Here is a 21,420-nt window from a genome sequence, read left to right on the forward strand (position 1 = left end):
TTTAATTTTTATTGATGGTTCTCTTTTATTTAAACTCTGTCGTTAATAAGTGTTGAATAATGGTATTACGTTGCAAGCCTGTATTGTCTTGCTGATTACTTAATAGCACAATTGTTGCTTCGTATTCTGGTATAAAACCAATCATACTCCAATAGCCATTAATATCACCACCATGCCAATACATGGTTGTTTCTCCTTCTTGACTGGTAAACCAACCCAAACCAAAATCAACAAATCCACTAGGTACATTATTAGCAAATATTTCAGCTTTTTCAGATTCGGTAAACCAGTTCGTTTTTATAGCATTTGTCCAAACCTCCATATCGGCTGGTGTACTACTAAAATCTCCTGCACCAAACGGAATAGCGATAGGATAAGTACTATTAGTGCTCTCGTTTAAATAACCTTGAGCATGAGTGTTTGCATTAATTTCATCAGTACCTTTATAAGAATTGTTCATTCCTAATGGGTTAAATATTTTCTGCTGAATGTACTCATGGTAAGTCATTCCAGATAATTGCTGAACTAACAAAGCTGAAATAAGATAGTTTGAGTTGCAATATTGCTTGTTAGAACCTGGTGTAAAACTGAGTCCGTTTTCCGAAACCAATTCTGTAATAACTTCATATATATCATCTTCATCTAAAGTTAAACCTTCTTCGAAAGCTTGTTCAACTACTAATTGATACTCTGGAATACCAGATTGATGCGATAGTAAATGGGCAATAGTAATTTGATTACCATTTGGAAAATCGGCATCAAATTCATTTAAAGTTTGATTAAAACTACTAATCAAACCATCGCGTTTTAATTGTACAATAGCCGCTGCCGTTAATGTTTTAGTAACCGAACCAATGCGGTAGGCAAGGTTATAGTCTTGAGGCATTTCTGTACTTTTATTTGCTAAACCAAAACCTTGTCGTACTAAATCATTTCCGTTTTTAGTTACAATTGCATAACCTTGAAAATCAATGTTACTTAGTAAATTTTCAACAGTTGTGTGGTTGATTGCTTGTAGATTAGCATCATCATCATTTGAGCACGATGTAAGTAAGCTTATTAGTAAAAGTGTTAAGAATATTACTTGTTTTGATAGTGTTGTCATAATTGTCGTTTTTTTTGATTATTAATAAATGATGATGCAAATATGCTGACTAACAACACACGCATCGTTCGACATTATGATTTAGAACTTTTTAAATGAAATTTGGAACTTTATTTAATAAGGAAGTAAAACTAATTTTGAGATTTTACCCATTGTCTGGGTGTTATTCCAGTTTCTTTTTTGAAGAAGGTATTAAAAACAGTTTTAGAGTTGAAACCGCTTTCGTAAGCAATGCCTAGTAATGTAATATGGGAGTTTGATGGTTTTAGAACTTCATCTTTAAAATATTCTAAACGGTATTGATTGATAAATTCATTAAAGTTTTGGTTTAAATGCTCATTTAGCAACCACGACAATTTATTGGGATGTAAGTTAATGGCTTTACTTAAATCCTTTAATGAAAAGTTTGAATTTTTATAAAGCTTTTTGTCTTGTATTGTGCTTTTTAAAATTTTAATATAATCCCTAATTTTATCGTTATGTATTGGTTTTGCTATTGACTTAGTGCTGCTATTTATATCTTCAAGTTTGGCTATTTGATAATTAGAAAATAATTCTTTTTCTAACAATTGATATTTTTTATGTGTTCTTAAAGGTTCTAAAAATGGGTCTAATCTAAAATTTATGAGTTGCCCGTTTTTTAGTTTTATCTTTTCTTCAAAAACATCAAGTGCTTTTTCAGTATTTCCGGAGTGGATTAACAAATAAAAATGCCAAGGATATATGCTTTTAAAACTCGTATCAATATCTATTTCTAAATCATTTAATTCACTTTCAAAATAGCGATGCTTGTTATTAATTAAGTTAAACAAAAAATTACAAATTTTTGGATTTATAAGTTGTGGCATTGAAGCGATATAATTTTTGAAATTCAATTTATCATTCAAAAGCATAAAACAAGCTAATTTGGTTTCAATTGCTAACGTAAAGTTTGGGTCTATTTTTAAACATTCATCTAAATATGTAATAGCATTTTTGTAGTCTTTATTTAAAAAGTAAATATTTCCTTTAGTAAAATGGTGGTTTGGAGATAACGGACTAATATCTAATGCAAGATTAATATTAAGCATAGCCTTGTCTAACTCTCCAGTTGCCATATATATTTCTGAAATCCCTTCGTAAGCTATCGCATAACTTGGATTTTTATTTAGTGCATTTTTTAAGTTTGAGATTCCATTAGCATAATTCCAATAGTTCCAAAAAATAATAGACGACTTAGAAAAATAACCTAAGTAAGAAGTTGGATTAATTTTTAAACCTTCTTCTAAATAATACATCGCTTGCTGCTCGCCTTCTACCTTATCTATACAACCCCAACTTGACAAAATACCATACGATCTACTCAAAGCAAAATAAGCGTCATAAAACGTATCATCTACAGCTATACTTTGCTTATAATAATCTATAGCAGTAATATAATCGTCTAAATCCCAATTAAGCTGAAACGAGCGCCCTTTTAAATATAATTTATAGGCATTAATATTTTTTGTTCCAATAATAGATATATGTTCTGAAATATCTAGATGTCCAAAATTTTCACGTATTTTTTCTGCAATGATGAGACTTATTTCATCTTGAAGTTCAAAAACATCTTCTAAATTTCTATCAAAATTTTGAGACCAAATATGAAAACCATCTGTTGTTCGTATTAGTTGAGCAGTAATACGAATTCTCTTATTGAAAATTCTTATACTGCCTTCAAGAACCGTAGCTACTCCCAATTCATTTCCTATATGGCGAACATCAATAGCTTTGTTTTTAAAGGCAAAAGAAGATGTTCTTGCAGTAACTTTTAATCCTTCTATCTTAGTTAGTGCATTTATTATTTCTTCGGTAACACCGTCGCAAAAATAGTCATTATCAACATGATTGCTCATATTAATAAATGGTAATACCGCTATAGATTTTTGGTTTATCAAAGTTATAATTTTTATACAAGCAAAAATATAAAAATAAAAAAAATGAAAGTGAAATTGCTACATTTACCCATTCATCAGATACTATACTTCGCTACTATTATACTTTTGGAAAAGAGTGTTTACTTACAAGGCTTTCTTTTTAAGGAGTCTATTTTTTTTACAAATTTGATTAGATGATAAGAAAAGAAAATATAGCAATTTAGATTTTCATTTTTTTTTAAAAGTAAAATGGTATAATATAGATGTCATTGGAAAAAATCATTATAATCTGTTTATAAAAGAAAGTCTATACTAAGCAAAAATAGTTAGCATGTTTTTGTGCTAACTATTTTAAACTAAATCAATTTAAAAACTATCCTTTAATTTTTAAAACTTTACTCTGGTTTCCATTTTTAAGTTTAACTTTATAAGCAATGTTTACTGCTTCATCTTGTATGTAAGCAATGGTGCATTTTACATTATATATTGACCATCCTGGATGTTCTATAGTTATTTTTGAACTTATGGCATAAGGCAATCTTATATCTGAAAATATTTGATTGCTACTCAGTATCTCTCCACTATGATTATAAAGATTTTCAATTTTGTTATTAGCTTCTTTAAAAACCACAGCATACGTTGTAGGTTTATTAGACATGTAAACAGGGTCTGTTTTAATATCATAATTTGCAGCTACTTTTTGAAACGATATTATGCGCTTAGAGAGGTCTACAGTTTCAAAGCTTTTAATGAAACTTACATTGATAGTTTCTTTTTTAGATGCTTCAAACTTGATTTCTGAGCTTACGTTGGTATAAGCGATATCGTTTTGTGAAAAAGTAAGGCTGGTTAACCCTAAAAATAAGAACCCTAATACTAATGTTTTCATGATTATTGTGAATTTAAAAATTATACATTTGCGATTAATACTTTTATAGTTAACAAAAAAGTTTAGTACCTTATGTTGAAAACTATATGAATTTTTCTACTGTAATAAAAGTATTGCAAAATGGAATGTTTGTATCATTTTTTAAATAGACAAACAATAGACATTATATAGATATTTAATAGACTAAAAGAATAAAATTTAATGTAAATTACTGATATTGTGATTATTATGCATGCTTATAAAAACTGAATAAATTCGTCTAAATTGTCCCCTTCTGAAAGGTTAAGTTTTTTTCTTAGCCGATATCGACTTGTATTTAAGGATGCTAATGTTATATTTTGAAGATTTGCAATGGCATGACTATCAATTTTTAACCGAATTAAAGAGCATAACCTAATTTCGGTTTTTGTAAGATTTGGGTAATTGGTATGTAATGTACTATAAAATAAATCACCTAGTTTTTCAAGTCGATCATAAAAATTTTCAGTATCGTGGTCAAACTTTATTTTGTTTTGTATTTCTTGCTCAAAATCATCTAATAATTTTTTACGATTTCTACCATTTGTAGTTTTTAACTGTTCTAATTTATTTGCTAGTGCTTTAGCCCATTCTTGATTTTGTGATAAGTTTATGGCAAAGTCTGATAGGTCTCTTTTTTTTGATTCAATTTCAATATTAAGTTTTTCATTTTTAAGAGCTGTAAATTCAAGCCATTGTTCGGCCAATTGCTGCTTGTTTTTTGCAATAGTTAGATATTGACGTCTGCGCATTATAATTGATAATAAGAGAATAATAAAAGTAGATGAAATTAAAGTTGTTATCCATAGATTAGACCTTTGTCTCTTAATCTTATTTTCTTTTAGATTGGTCTCCATTAAAAAGTTTTGCTTTACTTGATCCAGTACAATGCTGTTTACAACCGTTAGCCATTTTTGTTCTGTGGTTGCTGTTAAAGAATTTAAACTGTCTTCCAAAAATTTAACTTCACTAGCGATTTGATAGGCGTGCTTAAATTTTTTTTGCTTAAAATAGAGTGCTTCTTTTACCTTTAAAACTTCTAATATAGAGCTAGATTGCAAGTTGTTTTTATGTATTGGGTCATTAATAATAGTATCTAGTTCTATAAGTATTTTATTTGCTTTATTAACATGATTTAACGCTAGCGTTGTTGATATATATTGTGAAGCAGCACTTGTTAAACGTGCAATATCTAAAGATTTTAAATCTACGTTTATAGTATGCTTGTAAAATTCAAAATTCTTGTGATACAACATATTGGCTTCACTTATCTTATGCTGTTCAACATATATATCTGCAATATTATCTCTAATACTACCTAAAAGATAATGTTTTGAAAACTTACTTTTTACAATAATATCATAGGCTTTATGAAAGTGTACTAAAGCGGTTTCTAAATCTTTCTTTGTCCAATAAAAAAAAAGTCCATAATTATTTATTGAAGAAGGATATGAAATTTCATTATGTTGTTTTGCGAATTTAATATTAAATTTATGCTGAATAGCGGCACTGTCTAAATATGACACTTTAGCATAATTATCGGCTAGCATATCATAACCAAAAGTTCTCATTTTTAAATAAGCTTTTTTTTCGGCGTTTGTTAAGTTTTGTTCGTTAGTATCATAATACTCAAAAAATATTTTATATGAGTTTATAGATTCTTTTGGCATACCAATAAGTCTGAACCAATTTGCCGAATGTAAGTAGGTATCCAACTTTAATACGTGGTTATCTTTTATATGTGGAATAAGGTCTAACCGTTTAAAATGCTGAGTTAAGTACATTTTAAGTTGAGATTCTGAAAATGATTCTCTTCTAAAGGTTCTCATTTCGTTTTGAGGAAATGTGGCCTCTATAGTTTTATTTAATTCAATAAACTTATTTAGAGCCTCTTCACTTGAGAGTTGTATTTGTGAATAACAAAAGAATGAAGACATTAGAGTTGCAATAATTAGAACAATTCGTAATGACTTTAAATTCATTATGTATATGGGTTAATTAAGAGGTGTTTACCCAAATATACGAGAAATTTAATGGTTACGTTAATTGTAAGCCATTTGTGATAAATAAGAGTTCAGCATTATTTATTGTCTTTGCAATTGGTTACAGTTGAAATTATAACTAAGTATTTTAATAATTTTTTATAGAAACAGTATACACAAATGCTACTTTTTTGTTTGCAAAAAATGAAAGTACTATGCTACTTAGTAGTTTTAGTATGATAATTTAACACAATATCTTTTTGAGCGACATACAATCCATTTTCTTTTTTGAGTTTAAGTATTCTAGAAGCATCGCCTTTTTTAGTGATTTTTTTACGACATAGTTTTGTTAACATAGGATCTTCATCAAAAAGAAACGATTCAATTTCGTATTCTGCTTTTAAAGGTTCTTTAATAACAGGAAACAATTGTTGTAATTGATTATAACGTCTATCATTTCCTGGCAGAAAAGTATAAAAAGTATATTGCCCATCTGCGTTAGTCTTTACCCAACCTCTATGCTTTACATAGCGCTTGTTATTATGCTTTTTTAAATCAAAATCACCATTTTCATCTGCTTGTTCTATAAATAATATTACATTTTTAGCTGGTGTAGTACCATCACTTTCATAAATAGTACCAGAAACTTTAAGTTTACTTTTTTTAGATTTAAAATCAGGAATTGTATCTGTATTATTTAATGTATGCTCATTGTAATCATACAAAGGATGTCTTTCTAAGTAATTATCTAACGAGTTGTCTTGAGCTTTAATTGAATAATTGAAACTCAAAAAACAGATAAAACAAAATATGTACATTAAATTTTTCATACGGTTAAGCGTTTTGGGTTACTCAAAATTGCATGATTTTATTTACAAATCACTAAATATCATATGAATGCACAAATTTTACGATGAATTGTTTTTTTTGGTAAAATATATCGATGAAATTAATACGTCTGCACTTATATAGAACTCTATAAGTAGGCAAAAGAATGTGAAACTATCTTCTTATAATAGCACTTATCTACTCAAAAAGCCAGTTAGTATTTTGTCGAATAAATATGCGTTTAATCCACTAAAAATGCAGTTTAACCAATAAATTTGCATTTCATACTGTAAAAAAAAGTAGAAATTAAGTTGGATATTTTAATAAATTGTATAGTTTTGTTTGACCCTGATAAACTAAAAACATATAAAATGAAAAAAAATACTACCTTATTTATAGCAATATTTTTTATGTTAGCGAGCGTTAGCTTTGCTCAAAAAAAGAAAGCTCCTATAAGTATGATTACTGGTAAAACAAGTATAGCTAAATATCATAGTTATGAACAATTAAACAAGATGTCTAAAGGAGATTTACTTACCTTGTATACAGAGCGTATTCAAGTTATTGTAAATATATTACCAAATATTGCATTTGCTACAAAACCTGGAGTTACCATGGGATCTTTAGGCATACCTGAAACTAAAGAAAATATTAAAGCTCTAGAAGCAAATCGTGAAGCATCTGTAGATTATTTTGATAGTACTATTGAGTTTCAAAAAAAGATATTGCCATATTCTGATACTCGAGATTTAATAGCTGCTATTATGTTTTATGAAGAAACATTAAAATCTTTACATACTTATAACGACTTTAAAACTAATTAACTTTATTATAATAATTTAATGAAAAGCTTCAACTACGTGTTGAGGCTTTTTTATTTTTTACAATTTATGGCTTACTAGTTGTTACTTAAAGCTTTTATAAGATTGAAGTCTAAATAATTCACATATTTGTAGGAAAAGTAATATTGTATATTAAAAAAAGTGTATTTCATCGATATTTTTTGCGTTTCATAAGTATTGTTCATATGTTTGGTATATATGTTTTAGCCCCAAATAATCTAAACAAATGAACTTAACCACTATGAAAAAAATTACTCAGATTGCACTTTTCTTTTTATTAGTGTATGGCAATATATTTGCTCAGCAAGAAAAAGGAATAACTGGTTATAATAATTGGTTAAATCCTTGGACAAACTTTAAACCCAATAAAGTTGAATACAGCAAGCCAACTCAAATATTAAGTGGCAACATAAATAAAGACACCAAACTATACAAGAGAGATGTTTATCTTTTACTTGGCGATGTGTTTGTTACAGACAGTACTACACTAACAATTGAGCCAGGTACTGTTATTATTGGCGATTTTAAAACTAAAGGATCATTAACCATAAGTAATGGATCAAAAATAATTGCAGATGGACTACATACAGATCCAATTATATTTACATCTAGCAGAAGTATTAAAAAACCTGGTGATTGGGGTGGCCTTTTTATTTTAGGAAATGCTCCTACAAATAAATTTGGTAACGAATCATCCTTAAACTATGGTTTAATTCCATCAGCTGCTAAAAATATAAGCTATGGAGGAGACAACCCAGAAAGTTATTCTGGAGTCTTACGATATGTAAGAATTGAGTATGCTGGAAAGCGTACTAGAGATTACGGATATTTTAATGGGCTTACTTTAGCTGGTGTTGGTCAACAAACAATTATTGAAAACATAATGGTTAGTTATTGCGAAGGTAACTCTTTCAATATTTTAGGCGGAGATGTAATCTTAGATAAGCTAGTGTCTTATAAGTCTAATATAAATGATTACAAATTTAATTATGGAGCTCAATGTCAAATAACAAATTCGTTAGCAATCAAATCTCCATACAGTTCTGGTGCAGACATATCTCGATGCATTAATGTGTCTTCTTTTGAATTGAAAGAAGAAGCAGATTTTTCAAAAAAACAAACTGACGTATTCGCAGAAAACTTAACACTTATAAATATTAGTAATGATTTAAAGTATGATATAAAAGTTGGTTTAGTAAATGAAGCTATATATGTAGGAGAAGATACTTCATTTTCAATTGATAAAAGCGTTATTTCTGGTTTTAATCCTGCAGTAATATTAGACGATAAGATTAGAATAAACAGTGAAAGCTTAGAAAAAATAAAATTCACAAGAACTTATTTTAATAATTGCAATGGAAATATTTTCAGAAATGGTTTTAGTAACAATGATGATTTAGAAAATTGGTACGGTAGCAGTGCTTTTAATAATGTATACTCTAAAGGTCCAGATGATGAAACATTTATTGATTCTAATAACCCAAAGCAACCAGATTTTAGATTAAGAATAAACAGAATTATTGCTACCAACGATGTTTCTGACGACGATTAACCAAATATTTTTTTAATGTAATAAAGTATAATAACTAATATTAAATAATAACATATAGAATAAAAAATTACGCCCCAAACCTAATGTACTACACTAAATTTGTAAATAAAATCCTTTTTGGATTATGCTTTTTTGTACTTATATCACAGGAACATATAAATGCTCAAATAGTTATTGGCACGCCAAATCTAGGCTTTAGTCAAGCTTGTGCAAGCGATGCTTTTAATACGTTTAGTACAACTTTTGTTTTTTCTCCAGAGTCTGCCTTAAATGCATCAAATCAATTTACAGTTGAAATGTCAGATGCAGATGGTGATTTTTCAAACCCAACACCAGTATTTACATCAAATCCTGGAGCGGTAACTGTATCACCAGCAACTTTAGATTTCTCTTTGCCTACAACTACAGCTGGAGAAAACTATAGAATTAGAATAAAAAGCAGTGCTCCAGCAGCAACAAGCGCAAATTCTGTTGCATTTGCAGCATATTATAAAATACAAGATGACCCTTTTACTATAAACAATTTAGTATCTACAGCTGCTTTTTGTTCTGGTGGAAGTTACCTTTTAACAATAGATAATCCAGGTTCTGGATTAAATGATTCGCCACTTAATTACCCATCATTAACATTTAATTGGTTTAAAGAAACTGGTCCAACAACTTCTGTTTTTATAGAAGAAGGTCCAACACTGTCAGTAAGTGAAGAAGGTACTTATTTTGTTGAAACAAATTATGGCTCGTGTACGTCAAACTCATTCTCAAATCGTGTAACTATTAGTGAAGTAATTTCAGGAGAAGCTAATGCTGGTATTGCATCTAGTTTAGGTAATCCATACTGTCCAGGCCAAGGTTTCACAACTTTGAGCACGCTTGGAGGCAATAGTTACCAATGGTTTAAAGATGGTATGGTTATACCAGAAGCAACAAACCAAATGTATCAAACTAACGAATCTGGTACTTATGCTGTACAAGTAGATTTAGGAAGTTGTTCTGCATTTGGATCTATAGCACTTGTAAGCGAATTATTTGAAGGCTCAATAAATGTAGATGATGTTAATGCAATTGAAGCTGGAGATTCATTATCAGTTATAGTAATAACAAATGCAAATAACCCAGAATTTGAATGGTATTTAAATAATACACTTATTACCACTGCAACAGACGACAATTATGATGCTACACAATTTGGTAGTTATAGAGTTGTAGTAAGCGAAACAACTGGATGTATAGCTTCAAGAGAATTTACATTCCAAATTAACGAAGCAATAGATCCATTTCCAGATGTAGAAAATATACCAAATGTTGTAAGTCCAAATGGAGATGGTATTAATGATACTTGGGTGATTCCAACTGCATATGTTAGTGGAACAAATGCAGAAGTTATAATTATGAATAATAGAGGTAAGATACTATTAAAAACAGACAATTATCTTAATAACTGGCCTGAGAGTGACTTAGGTTTAACGAGTGTTAATCAAGTATATTATTACGTGATAACCACGGCAGATAACGAAACCAAAAAAGGTTCAATAACAATAGTGAAATAATATGAAAACACATCTTTTGGTTTTAATATTATGCATCTGTTCTATACAGACGTTCTATTCTCAAGAAGATGATGGAGTGGTTTCACTTAGCTTACCTGTAAGGAATTCTTTAACTTTTAACCGACAAATAATTAATCCTACATTTAGTTTTGTTAGAGAGCAGAATAAATATATTAGTTTCTTTAATAAAAGAGAATGGGTACAGTTTGATGACGCACCACTCACCTATTTAGCAAGTTATTCAGGAAGATTTCGTGAAAATATTGGAGCAGGTTTAACAGTGTTTCAACAAAACTATGGTGTGTTAACTACTTTTGGAGGTGTATTAAATTTCGCATATAATGCGAGATTAGCTAGAGAAAGTAATCTAACTTTTGGTTTAAATGTTGGCGCTTATAAAAGTGGCGTAAATACATCTAATGCAGTTACAAACTTTGATGACCCATCATTGCAAAACGTTCCAGAAAACTTCTTATTAACTATTAGTCCTGGAATTAATTATGGTTTAGCATTTATAGATTTTGGTGTATCGATAAATAATTTGGCAACCTATAATTTAAATACTTCAGAAATCATTAATGATGATCCAGAACAAAGTGTGCAAGCACATTTAATGTATACAGGATATATGAATAGTAGAGGTTTTCTTGATGAAAGTAAATTTACTGGACTTATAAAATCTGAATTTCAAAAAGATGAAACTATTGTTTCTGCAATTGCTATGCTTACAGTTCCAAAAGGCATTTGGGCGCAAGTAGGTTTCAATTCGCGTTATGGAGCATCTGGTGGTATTGGTTTAAACATTTCATCACAAATTGCTATAGAATATAATTTTGAGAAAGCTTTAGGTGATTTAACCGATTTTGGTCCATCTCATGATGTAACGTTAGCTTATAGATTTAAAAATAAAGAAAGATATGATTATAGTAGTGGTGATGAAGTTAGTGGGTTATTAATTTCAGAAAAAAGAAGGAAACCAATTGTATCAAAAATAGCTAAAGAAAAAGCTGAAGCAAATCGAAAATTAGCTGCTGAAGAAAAAGCTAAAGAAGAAGCTGATGCTCAAGCCAAGCTATTAGCAGAACAAAAAGCCAAAGAAGAAGCTGATGCTCAAGCCAAGCTATTAGCAGAACAAAAAGCCAAAGAAGAAGCTGATGCTCAAGCTAAGTTATTAGTAGAACAGAAAGCCAAAGAAGAAGCTGATGCTCAAGCTAAGTTATTAGTAGAACAGAAAGCTAAAGAAGAAGCTGAAGCACAAGCTAAGTTATTAGCTGAACAAAAAGCAAAAGAAGAAGCTGATGCTCAAGCCAAGTTATTAGTAGAACAAAAAGCAAAAGAAGAAGCTGATGCTCAAGCTAAGTTATTAGCAGAACAAAAAGCTAAAGAAGAAGCTGATGCTAAGTTATTAGTAGAACAGAAAGCTAAAGAAGAAGCTGAAGCACAAGCTAAGTTATTAGCTGAACAAAAAGCAAAAGAAGAAGCTGATGCTCAAGCTAAGTTATTAGCAGAACAAAAAGCCAAAGAAGAAGCTGATGCTCAAGCTAAGCTATTAGCAGAACAAAAAGCTAAAGAGGAATTGATTACAAACCCAACGGATGAGATTGGTAAGTCGATGCTTGCTATAACACAACAAACTGAAGATTCAAAAACAATTCAAAATGAGTTATTAAAACAATTTGATGACATCGTTGAGATAAAAGATAAAGATCTTAAAGACTTAAAAGAAGAAAATGATTTAAGTGAGCAAGGTATTACAGTACAACCAAAACCTTTTAAAAGTATTACTGCAGAAAACAACGCTTTAGAAGCTATTAAAGTAAGATTAGATAATGTTATTGATACTCGAAATGAGAAAATAGAAACATTAAAATCTCTATATCAAGATAAATTTCAAGCAGATACAATTACAAATGATGAAGTTTATCTGTATTACCAGAAAGCTTTAAAACGATTAGAATCAGAACAAACTAAAGCGATGCAAACTAAATCTAGGTTAGAAACTAGATTAGAAGATATTAAAGTTGCTACAGAATTTGAGAGAAGACGTAGAATTAAACGTGCTGCTTTTGATAATGAAGAAGAACGTTATTTACAAGATAGAGCAACATTAAAGGTTATTAAACAATCAACAGTAGTCTCTAATCAACCACTTAGCACCGAAGATTTTGATTTTGGTGAAGAACAAAGTGGTAACATTCAAATTTTAAAGAATGTTAAAAATGTAGAAAATGGCTATTACTTAATAATTGCTGTGCATAGTGATGTTGATAATAGAAATGATTTTGTTAAAAAAGTTATAGCATCTGGAGAAGCAAATGTTGACTTCTTTTATGATGTAAACACAAGTAAGTATTATATCTATTATGACAAGTTTGATAGTATAGAAGCTGCAAATCGAGCATTAAATTCAAAAGAAGATAGACCATATAATAAAAAAATGTCCCTCGTTAAAATAGAAAATTAAAAGACCTGACTCTATTTTCAATTTGCCCTAATTGAAAAAAGAGTTACAAAAATAAAGATCATGAAAAGACCTACATTTTCAAAAATAACCATCATTGTTGCACTCATCGTTTTTGGTCTTCACTCCTATGCCCAAAATTACGAGCCTTTTACACCTAGGTTTGATGAAGATTTAAAAGGAGATATCGTTTTAATAGGTAACAATATTTTAGGGCCAGACAACAATGCTTTTAATGATAATTCTGTATATAACCATAACGTTGATATGCAGTATATTGATATAGATGGTGACGCAACTACGTTTAGTTCATCAAGTTCAGATTTAGAAATTCCTAATCCAAACTGTTATAGAATTATTTATGCAGGTTTATATTGGGGTGCAGTTAATCCTGGTAATGAGCCAATAACAAATGTAAAATTTAAAGGACCTATTGGTGGTTATAATGATATTCAAGGAACAATTATTTATGATGCAAATGGAACAACCGTAGATGGTGGTGATAGTTTTTCGTATGCATGTTTTGCAGATGTAACCTCTATAGTAAGAAGTTTTGGGTCTGGATCAGATTTAGGAACCTATACCGTTGCAAATGTATCTTCTGCTTTGGGAGAAACGGCAACGTTTAATCCATATAATGGTACTGGTCAATCGGCTGGTTGGTCATTATTTATTGTTTACGAAGACCCAACATTACCAGGAAAATCTATTACTAGTTTTGATGGTTTTAGTGCAATTAGTGTACCTGGTGGCAATCCATCATTAGATATCCCTGTTGATGGTTTTAGAACCATTCCTGCGCCAGCTCCAGTAAGAGCAAATTTTGCTTTTGCAACTTTAGAAGGCGATAGTCCAATTTTAGGAGATCGATTACGATTAAATGGTGTTAGTCTTTCAACTGTTGATCGTCCTGTAGGAAACTTTTTTAATAGTTCGGTAACTCAGTTAGATGCTACGCCAGTAAATAATAGAGTACCTAATAGTACTAATACATTAGGATTTGATACTGGTGTTATGGCTATTCCTAATCCAGGTAATTCTGTTATTGCTAATGATGCTACATCTGGTACAATTAGATTAGAAACTAGTGGTGATACTTATTTCCCATATTTCTTTGCCTTTGCTGTTGAAATTATTGAGCCAAATATTGTACTTACTAAAATTGTAGAAGATGATGCAGGAAATGATATAGGTGGACAAACTGTTGGTTTAGGTTCTGCGTTAAATTATGTGATTGGTTTTCAAAACACAGGAAATGATAATGCAACAAATTTTCAAATTAGAGATGTTCTACCAGTAAATATAATTTTCGATTATCCTGATGATTTAGTATTACCAGCCGGCGTTACTGTAGCTAGTTATAATCCAACAACAAGAGAAATTATATTTGATATAGAAAATTATTTAGTTGAAGAAGATGATCCCGTTTATGAAATACGTATTGAAGCTCAGGTTGTAGACACATGTAATGAATTAGCAGATGCATGTTCTAACATTATTAATAACCAAGCTTTTGCAACATATAATGGCTTTTACAATCCAACGTTTTTAATTACAGATGATCCTAGTTTAAATAGTAATACGGGGTGTTTATTAACACCACAAGCCACAAATTTTTTAGCAGATCTCGATTGTACCTTTACTGAAGATATTGTTTTATGTGGCGATAGTGTTGATTTAACAGCAGCAAATGGATATGATTCCTACTCTTGGTCTACAAGTTCTACCGGAACTCCAGTAATAGGCTCAACTCAAACTATTACAGTTACCAATACCGGAACTTATTATTCTTTTAATAATGCTATTGCACCTTGTCAATCTATTGTTCAAGAGTATGTCGTAGAAATCTTTGGTGGAGATATTGAAAACCCTGTAATTCCTTATGCGGATCAAGTAGTAACTTGCCCTAATGATGGTAAGTTATTGCCAAATATATTTTTATGTGGTGCTAATGATTCCAGATTCATTCAAACTAATATTTCTGGAGCAACATCAATTATATGGGAACAATTAGACGAATCAAGTTGTCCTGCAGTTGTTGATCCAGATTGTGCAAATGAAGATAATTCTTGTACATGGAATCAAGTAGCAACAGGTCCAGATTTTCTCGCTAATACATCTGGTCAGTTTAGATTAACAATAAATTATTCAGGTGGTTGTTTTGTGCAATTTTATTTTAACGTCTATCAAAATTTACTTGATCCATCTGTTATAGCAACAGATATTATTTGTAATACTCCAGGAAGTATAACGGTTCTAGATGTGCCATCTGGATATGAATTTAGTCTAGATAATACAAACTATCAAACAAGTAATATATTTACAATAAATACAGCTGGAATTTATACAGTCTATATTAGGCAAGTTGGAGTACCAACAAATCCATGTATTTTTTCTGTTTTAGATGTACAAATTAGAGATCGAGATTTTACCGTTTCAACTACTATAACTCAACCACTTTGTAATGGTGACTTAGGAAGTATTCAGTTAGCTGCCAATGATGTAGATCCACAATATTCTTACGCACTATATAATGGAGTAACACTAGTAAATAGTGTTGGTCCTATAGTAGAAAATACATACCTATTTGAAAACTTAAATCCTGGTACATATACAGCTACTGTTGAAACAGAGAATGGTTGTATATACTCTGAGGTTATTCAAATTATAGAACCGCCTTTATTAACAGTTACAGCGGCAATTACAGTTCCTTTAACTTGTACTGACGGTGAAATTACAGTATATCCTATTGGTGGAACACCACCTTACTTTTATTTTGTAAATGGATCAACAGACTTTCAAACAGTTCCTGAAATTGTAGTTACAACGGCTGGAGTTTATGATATTACAGTTATAGATTCTAATAACTGTAGTGCTAATACATCAATAACTGTAAATTCAATTCCTGAGCCAGAATTTAATATAACTACAACAGATATTTCTTGTTTAGGCGATACTGGTGCTATAAATGTAAATGTAACCGCAACTAATGGTTATAGTTTGCAATATAGTATAGATGGTGGAGCAACTTTTGTTAATTCTCCAGTATTTGTTGGTCTTACAGACGGAAATTATGATGTGGTGGTGCAGTACACACTAGGTTCGTCAATATGTATTACTAATGCACAAACCGTAACAATTAATGCAAGTAATACAATTTCTGGTACAGCTGAATTATCTGCATTATATACATGTAGTTCTACAGGAACAATTACTGTTACCGGAGTAACTGGAGGAAACGCACCTTACAGCTATAGTATTGATGGTGTAAACTTCCAATTAGGTAATTCATTTTCAGGTTTAACCGATGGTACTTATACCATTACTATAATGGATGCTAATAATTGTACGTTTATTGCCAATGAAATAATAATAGACCCATTAAATCCTCCAACAGATTTAACGTTTGATAACTCACCAATAACTTGTCCTACAAATACGACTACTGTTACAATTACAGGAGTTACTGGTGGTACAGGAATTTTAGAATATCAAATAATTGCTCCAGTTGCCAATGCTACAGCTTATCAAACATCAAACATGTTTTCAGGGCTAGAGTCAGGAACCTATACATTTCAGGTAAGGGATGAAAATGATTGTATTTATAGTGAATCATATACAATCAATCCAATACCAACGCCAACTGTAAATGTTGTTTTAACTCAAAATTTAAATTGTACAGTATCACCAGATGCAATGATTACAGGAACAATTACTGGAGTAGCTCCTTTTACTTATGCAGTATCTATAAATGGTGGTTCTTATTCAGGTTTAGGAGCAACGGGAACACCGTTTACTTATGCAACCGCTTCAGATGGAACATATCAATTTGAAATTACTGATGCTAACGGATGTATTGCCGAATCAAGCATTATTACTATTGAGCCATTGTCTTTACCAGTTTTAAGTTTAGTAACACAATCTCAACAAGTACTTTGTAATGGCGACTCAAATGGAGCTTTAGATATTACAATTGATATTTCAAGTGGAACGCCACCTTTTTCTATAAATGTAAATAATGACACTACTGGAATCAATTATGGTTCACAAACTTCTGGATTATCAGCTGGGACTTATACTATTACTTTAACTGATGTTAATTTTTGTACTGCTACAGATACTATTGTTATAAATGAACCAGACCCAATTATATTAGATTATACTACTGTAGACATTACATGTGCAGCAGGTGGTATTTCGCAAGGTTCAGTAATTGTAAATTCAGTTACAGGCGGAACAGCGCCATATAACTACTTTGTTACTGGTACAAATGGGTATTCAAATTCTGAACTAAATGCTACAGGATCTACTTCTGTTAATTTTGATGTTGTTGATTTTGGGTTGTATCAAATTAATGTTGTTGATGCTAATGGTTGTTCTTTATTAGCTCAAGATGTATTAGTAGCATCTCCTCCAACAGACTTAGATATTATTATTAATACAACTGTTGATTGTGTTACAGGCGGAGAAGCTGTAGTTAGTATTGGCTCTACATTAAGTAGTTCTGGGCCTTTCTTTTTTAGCATCTACCAAGGCCCAATATCTATATATCCAAATCCACCAGGGTCATGGATTCCAGAAGATGCGCCAGGAAGTGAATCGGCAACCTTTACGGGATTAATGTCTGGTGTAACTTATACATTCATAGTTTATGATGCTTCAACTAATTGTAGTTATTATGAGCCAGCAACAACACCAATACCAACAAATTCAACCTTGTTATTAAATGCAGTAAGCTCAAATAATATTACTTGTACAGGTAGCGCTAACGGAAATGTTTCTTTTACAATCAATAGTAGTTATGGTACGGCTGTAAATGTCGATTATGAAGTTTTTGATTCATTAACTTTAATCTCAACAGGAATTATGGGTTCAGGAACAGTTCCTGCAAACAGTTCGATTTCTGTAACAGATTTAGGATCTCTACCTTTTGGTAACTATTTTGTTTCTGTTAGTGAAACATCTGGTGCAAACTCAGGCTGTGGCGTTGTAACAATACCCTTTAATATAACAGAATCAGCAATTCTATTAGATTTAACAACTTCAGTAGATCAAAACGCTAATTGTAATCCTAATTCAGGACTTATAAGTGCTGTTGCACAAAATGGTACTGCTCCATATCAATATCAAATTACGACGACGCCTACTACTCCATTAGCTTCAGATGCAAATTGGACTTCAGCGAGTACGTTTAATATGGATTCTGGTAATTATTATGTTCATGTTTTAGATGCATACGGATGTATTATATCTAGCCCAGTAGTTGTATTGCCAATGGATGCAACTCCTGTTATTTCTGCAGTAGCTAATAACTTATGTACGGTAGACGAAGGCAATTTTGAAATTGATGTAAACTTAGATACAGCTGGCATTCCACCATATAGTTATAGTATAGATGGAGGTGCTTTTCAAACGCAAACAGCTCCATTTACAATATCAAATTTATTTTCTGGAAGCCATACTATAGAAATACAGGATGCCAATGGATGTGGGAATCTAGTTTCTGTTGACATTCCAACACTATTAGAAATAGTGCCAAATATTTCAGGTTTACCAACATGTAACAATGATGATGGTGAGATTATAGTAACAGGTTCAGGAGGAACAGGTACTTACACATATAGTATAAATCCTAGTCCAGTATCTGTGAGTTTTAGTGGTAATACCTTTTCAGGTGTGCCAACTGGAATATATACCATAACAATAACAGATACTGTGACTTTTTGTACAGAAGATGTTACAATTTCATTACCTGAAGCAACACCTCCAACATTAACTACAAGTTTAACTCAAGTTACATGTTTTGGGGATAATACAGGTACTTTAGAAATTAATGTAAATGGTTATTCTGGTACATATACTTATGAAGTTTTTGATAGTTCTTCTGCATCAGTGTTTGGTGTTGTAAATGCAAATACATCTATCAATCCTTTAACTATTTCTGGTATGACTGCTGGTACATTTTCTGTAGTAGTAACAGAAACTCAAGCCCCATTTTGTTCAGTAACTTCAACAGTGATTGTTTCGTCTCCAAATGAAGCATTGGCGCTAGTTGCTAATGAAACATCTAATGTAACTTGTGATAACACTCAAGGAACAATTACAGCTATAGCAAATGGTGGTTGGGGTAATTATCAATATGAATTAACAGGTGATGCTACTGTACCTTTTTCACCAAATGGTGTTTTTACAGGATTGTCTGCAGGAAATTATACAGTAAATGTAATGGATGCTGAAGGTTGTATCGCTTCAGAAAATATACCATTGATTGAGCCAACACCAATAGACGCAACATTTACTCCAAGTACTATACTACTACCCTGTTTTGGAGATCAAAATGCTTCAATAACTATTAGTAATGTTACTGGTGGTGTAGGAACAGAATACATCTATACCTTAAATACTATTTTACCAACACCAAGTACATCTGGTCCTCAAACTTCAAATGTATTTAACAATTTAGGAGCCGGAACGTATTCTATATCAATAACCGATGGTAATGAATGTTTTGCAACGTCGTTAGATATCGTTATTAATGAACCTACTCCAATACAAGCTAATTTAGTTGCTGCAACGACACAAACTTGTTTAACTGAATCTACACTTACATTAAGCGCAACTGGAGGTTCTGGAACTTACACCTATAGTAATGATAGCTCGTTTGCAACAATATTAGGAACATTTACGTCTTCAACAACATTTTCGGTATCTGATGGAACGTATCAATATTATGTAAGAGATATCAATGGTTGTATAGCCAACATATCTAATGAAATAACAATAGATCCGCTTCCAAGCTTAGATATTAGTTTATTATCTACTAATCCAACAATTAACTGTGCTGGTGATAACACAGGTAGCATTGTAGCTACTGCTCAAGGTGGTTTAGGTAATTATGTTTATACTTTGCAGGATACATTAGGTAATCCAATTACTGCAACTCAAAATAGCCCAGGAGTTTTTACAGAACTAGTAGCTGGAACTTATGTTGTAAATGTAATTAGTGGTGATTGTATAACAACCTCTGCTGCAATTCCAATTACTGAGCCAACAGTTGCATTAGATGCTAACTTTATAGTTACAAATGTGACTTGTAGTGGAAACAATGATGGTGTTTTAGAAATTAATGCATCTGGTGGAACAGGAATTATTAAGTATGCTATTTCTCCTCAATTAAATCAGTTTTTTGAAACTAATGTATTTGAGAATTTAGCACCAGGAAATTATGATGTTATAGTACAAGATGTTTTAGGGTGTTACTTAACTTTCAATTTTACCATTACAGATCCAGTTCCAGTAATTCTAAGCATTGTACCAAATTCATTATTTGAAGAAACTTGTGATGGTGATACAAATGGTGAGTTTAGTATTGATATTTCTGGTGGCGTATTGCCTTATAGTGTGAGTTTAGATAATTATGATGGTCCATATTCTACAGGAACTTCTACACAAACAATATTTAATTTTACTGGATTAGCTGGCGGAGATCATATGGTGTATGTTCGTGATGCGCAAGGTTGTGAATCACAATGGAATATTACATTTCCAGAATCAATACGTATAAATCCTATAATAGATATAGAATATGTTTGTGATAATAATACTTTAAACAATAGAGTCACGGTTGCTGTAGATGAGAGTATTACAGATTTATCTCAATTAGATTATTCACTAAATGGTGGTACTTATCAAGTGAGTAATATATTCAACAATGTAGCTCCTGGAACTGGTCACTATATAGATGTAAGACATTCTGATGGATGTATTCAAACTACAAATCTATTTGATATTGAAGACTATCAACCTTTATCGTTACTATTAAATGAAGGAGATGAACCTGGCGAAATTATAGTAACCGTTACTGGCGGAACTGGTGATTATCAATTTACACTTAATGGTGAAAATTATGGTAGCACAAATGTTTTTATTGTAACTCAAGAAGGAACTCATACCGTTGTAGTTACAGATAGCAGTGGTTGTGAAGCTATGGCTAGCATCGAGATTACTATTGACGGACCTTGCATTCCTAATTACTTTAGCCCTAATGGTGATGGTGTAACTGACACTTGGGCACCTGGTTGTATAGAGGATTATCCTAACCTAACCTTTGACATTTTTGATAGATATGGTCGTAAAGTTGCAACGTATCGTGTTGGTGAATATTGGGACGGTAGATATAATGGGACAGAGCTTCCTACTGGTGATTATTGGTATGTTGTTAGACCAAACAGTGAGTTACTGAATAAGGAATATGTCGGGCATTTTACACTTTACAGGTAATAATGTCATTCAGAATTT

Annotated in this window: 10 protein-coding genes; 5 read left to right on the plus strand and 5 right to left on the minus strand. The window is 31.2% G+C overall.

From position 1 onward, the window contains the following. Positions 1 to 25: 25 nt before the first annotated feature. The 5 genes from BXY80_RS07640 to BXY80_RS07660 form a co-directional block, all read right to left on the minus strand. Positions 26 to 1,105, minus strand: coding sequence for a serine hydrolase domain-containing protein (locus BXY80_RS07640; RefSeq protein ID WP_120200673.1), 1,080 nt, complete (start codon positions 1,103 to 1,105; stop codon positions 26 to 28). Positions 1,106 to 1,236: 131 nt separating this feature from the next. Next, positions 1,237 to 3,024 carry a tetratricopeptide repeat protein gene (locus tag BXY80_RS07645; protein WP_120200674.1) on the minus strand — a complete coding sequence of 596 codons (1,788 nt, stop codon included), beginning with the start codon at positions 3,022 to 3,024 and terminating at the stop codon, positions 1,237 to 1,239. 352 nt (positions 3,025 to 3,376) lie between these two features. Then, positions 3,377 to 3,892 carry a hypothetical protein gene (locus BXY80_RS07650; RefSeq protein WP_120200675.1) on the minus strand — a complete coding sequence of 172 codons (516 nt, stop codon included), beginning with the start codon at positions 3,890 to 3,892 and terminating at the stop codon, positions 3,377 to 3,379. 236 nt (positions 3,893 to 4,128) lie between these two features. Beyond that, positions 4,129 to 5,892: a helix-turn-helix transcriptional regulator gene (locus BXY80_RS07655; protein WP_120200676.1), complete on the minus strand. Its 1,764-nt coding sequence runs from the start codon at positions 5,890 to 5,892 to the stop codon at positions 4,129 to 4,131. Between the two features lie 218 nt (positions 5,893 to 6,110). Further along, positions 6,111 to 6,722, minus strand: coding sequence for a peptidase associated/transthyretin-like domain-containing protein (locus tag BXY80_RS07660; RefSeq protein ID WP_120200677.1), 612 nt, complete (start codon positions 6,720 to 6,722; stop codon positions 6,111 to 6,113). A 369-nt stretch (positions 6,723 to 7,091) separates the two neighbouring features. Here BXY80_RS07660 and BXY80_RS07665 point away from each other — a divergent pair, with 369 nt between their 5' ends. From BXY80_RS07665 to BXY80_RS07685, 5 genes are all read left to right on the plus strand, one after another. Beyond that, complete coding sequence (locus tag BXY80_RS07665) at positions 7,092 to 7,544, plus strand: hypothetical protein (RefSeq protein ID WP_120200849.1); 453 nt, start codon at positions 7,092 to 7,094, stop codon at positions 7,542 to 7,544. Between the two features lie 259 nt (positions 7,545 to 7,803). Beyond that, positions 7,804 to 9,114 (plus strand): hypothetical protein, encoded by a 1,311-nt coding sequence (locus tag BXY80_RS07670; protein ID WP_120200678.1) that lies wholly within the window; start codon positions 7,804 to 7,806, stop codon positions 9,112 to 9,114. Between the two features lie 83 nt (positions 9,115 to 9,197). Beyond that, positions 9,198 to 10,661 carry a T9SS type B sorting domain-containing protein gene (locus tag BXY80_RS07675; protein ID WP_120200679.1) on the plus strand — a complete coding sequence of 488 codons (1,464 nt, stop codon included), beginning with the start codon at positions 9,198 to 9,200 and terminating at the stop codon, positions 10,659 to 10,661. Between the two features lies 1 nt (position 10,662). Beyond that, on the plus strand, positions 10,663 to 13,125 hold the full coding sequence (locus BXY80_RS07680; RefSeq protein ID WP_120200680.1) for a PorP/SprF family type IX secretion system membrane protein: 2,463 nt from the start codon (positions 10,663 to 10,665) through the stop codon (positions 13,123 to 13,125). A gap of 60 nt (positions 13,126 to 13,185) precedes the next feature. Continuing rightward, complete coding sequence (locus tag BXY80_RS07685) at positions 13,186 to 21,402, plus strand: T9SS type B sorting domain-containing protein (RefSeq protein WP_120200681.1); 8,217 nt, start codon at positions 13,186 to 13,188, stop codon at positions 21,400 to 21,402. Positions 21,403 to 21,420: the final 18 nt, after the last annotated feature.

The organism is Ichthyenterobacterium magnum, from assembly GCF_003610635.1.
Lineage (GTDB): Bacteria > Bacteroidota > Bacteroidia > Flavobacteriales > Flavobacteriaceae > Ichthyenterobacterium > Ichthyenterobacterium magnum.

Coding starts and splice junctions, on each gene's coding strand:
- BXY80_RS07640 (WP_120200673.1), bottom strand. CDS start 1,105: ATGACAACACTATCAAAACAAGTAATATTCTTAACACTTTTACTAATA.
- BXY80_RS07665 (WP_120200849.1), top strand. CDS start 7,092: ATGAAAAAAAATACTACCTTATTTATAGCAATATTTTTTATGTTAGCG.
- BXY80_RS07655 (WP_120200676.1), bottom strand. CDS start 5,892: ATGAATTTAAAGTCATTACGAATTGTTCTAATTATTGCAACTCTAATG.
- BXY80_RS07660 (WP_120200677.1), bottom strand. CDS start 6,722: ATGAAAAATTTAATGTACATATTTTGTTTTATCTGTTTTTTGAGTTTC.
- BXY80_RS07680 (WP_120200680.1), top strand. CDS start 10,663: ATGAAAACACATCTTTTGGTTTTAATATTATGCATCTGTTCTATACAG.
- BXY80_RS07685 (WP_120200681.1), top strand. CDS start 13,186: ATGAAAAGACCTACATTTTCAAAAATAACCATCATTGTTGCACTCATC.
- BXY80_RS07670 (WP_120200678.1), top strand. CDS start 7,804: ATGAAAAAAATTACTCAGATTGCACTTTTCTTTTTATTAGTGTATGGC.
- BXY80_RS07650 (WP_120200675.1), bottom strand. CDS start 3,892: ATGAAAACATTAGTATTAGGGTTCTTATTTTTAGGGTTAACCAGCCTT.
- BXY80_RS07675 (WP_120200679.1), top strand. CDS start 9,198: ATGTACTACACTAAATTTGTAAATAAAATCCTTTTTGGATTATGCTTT.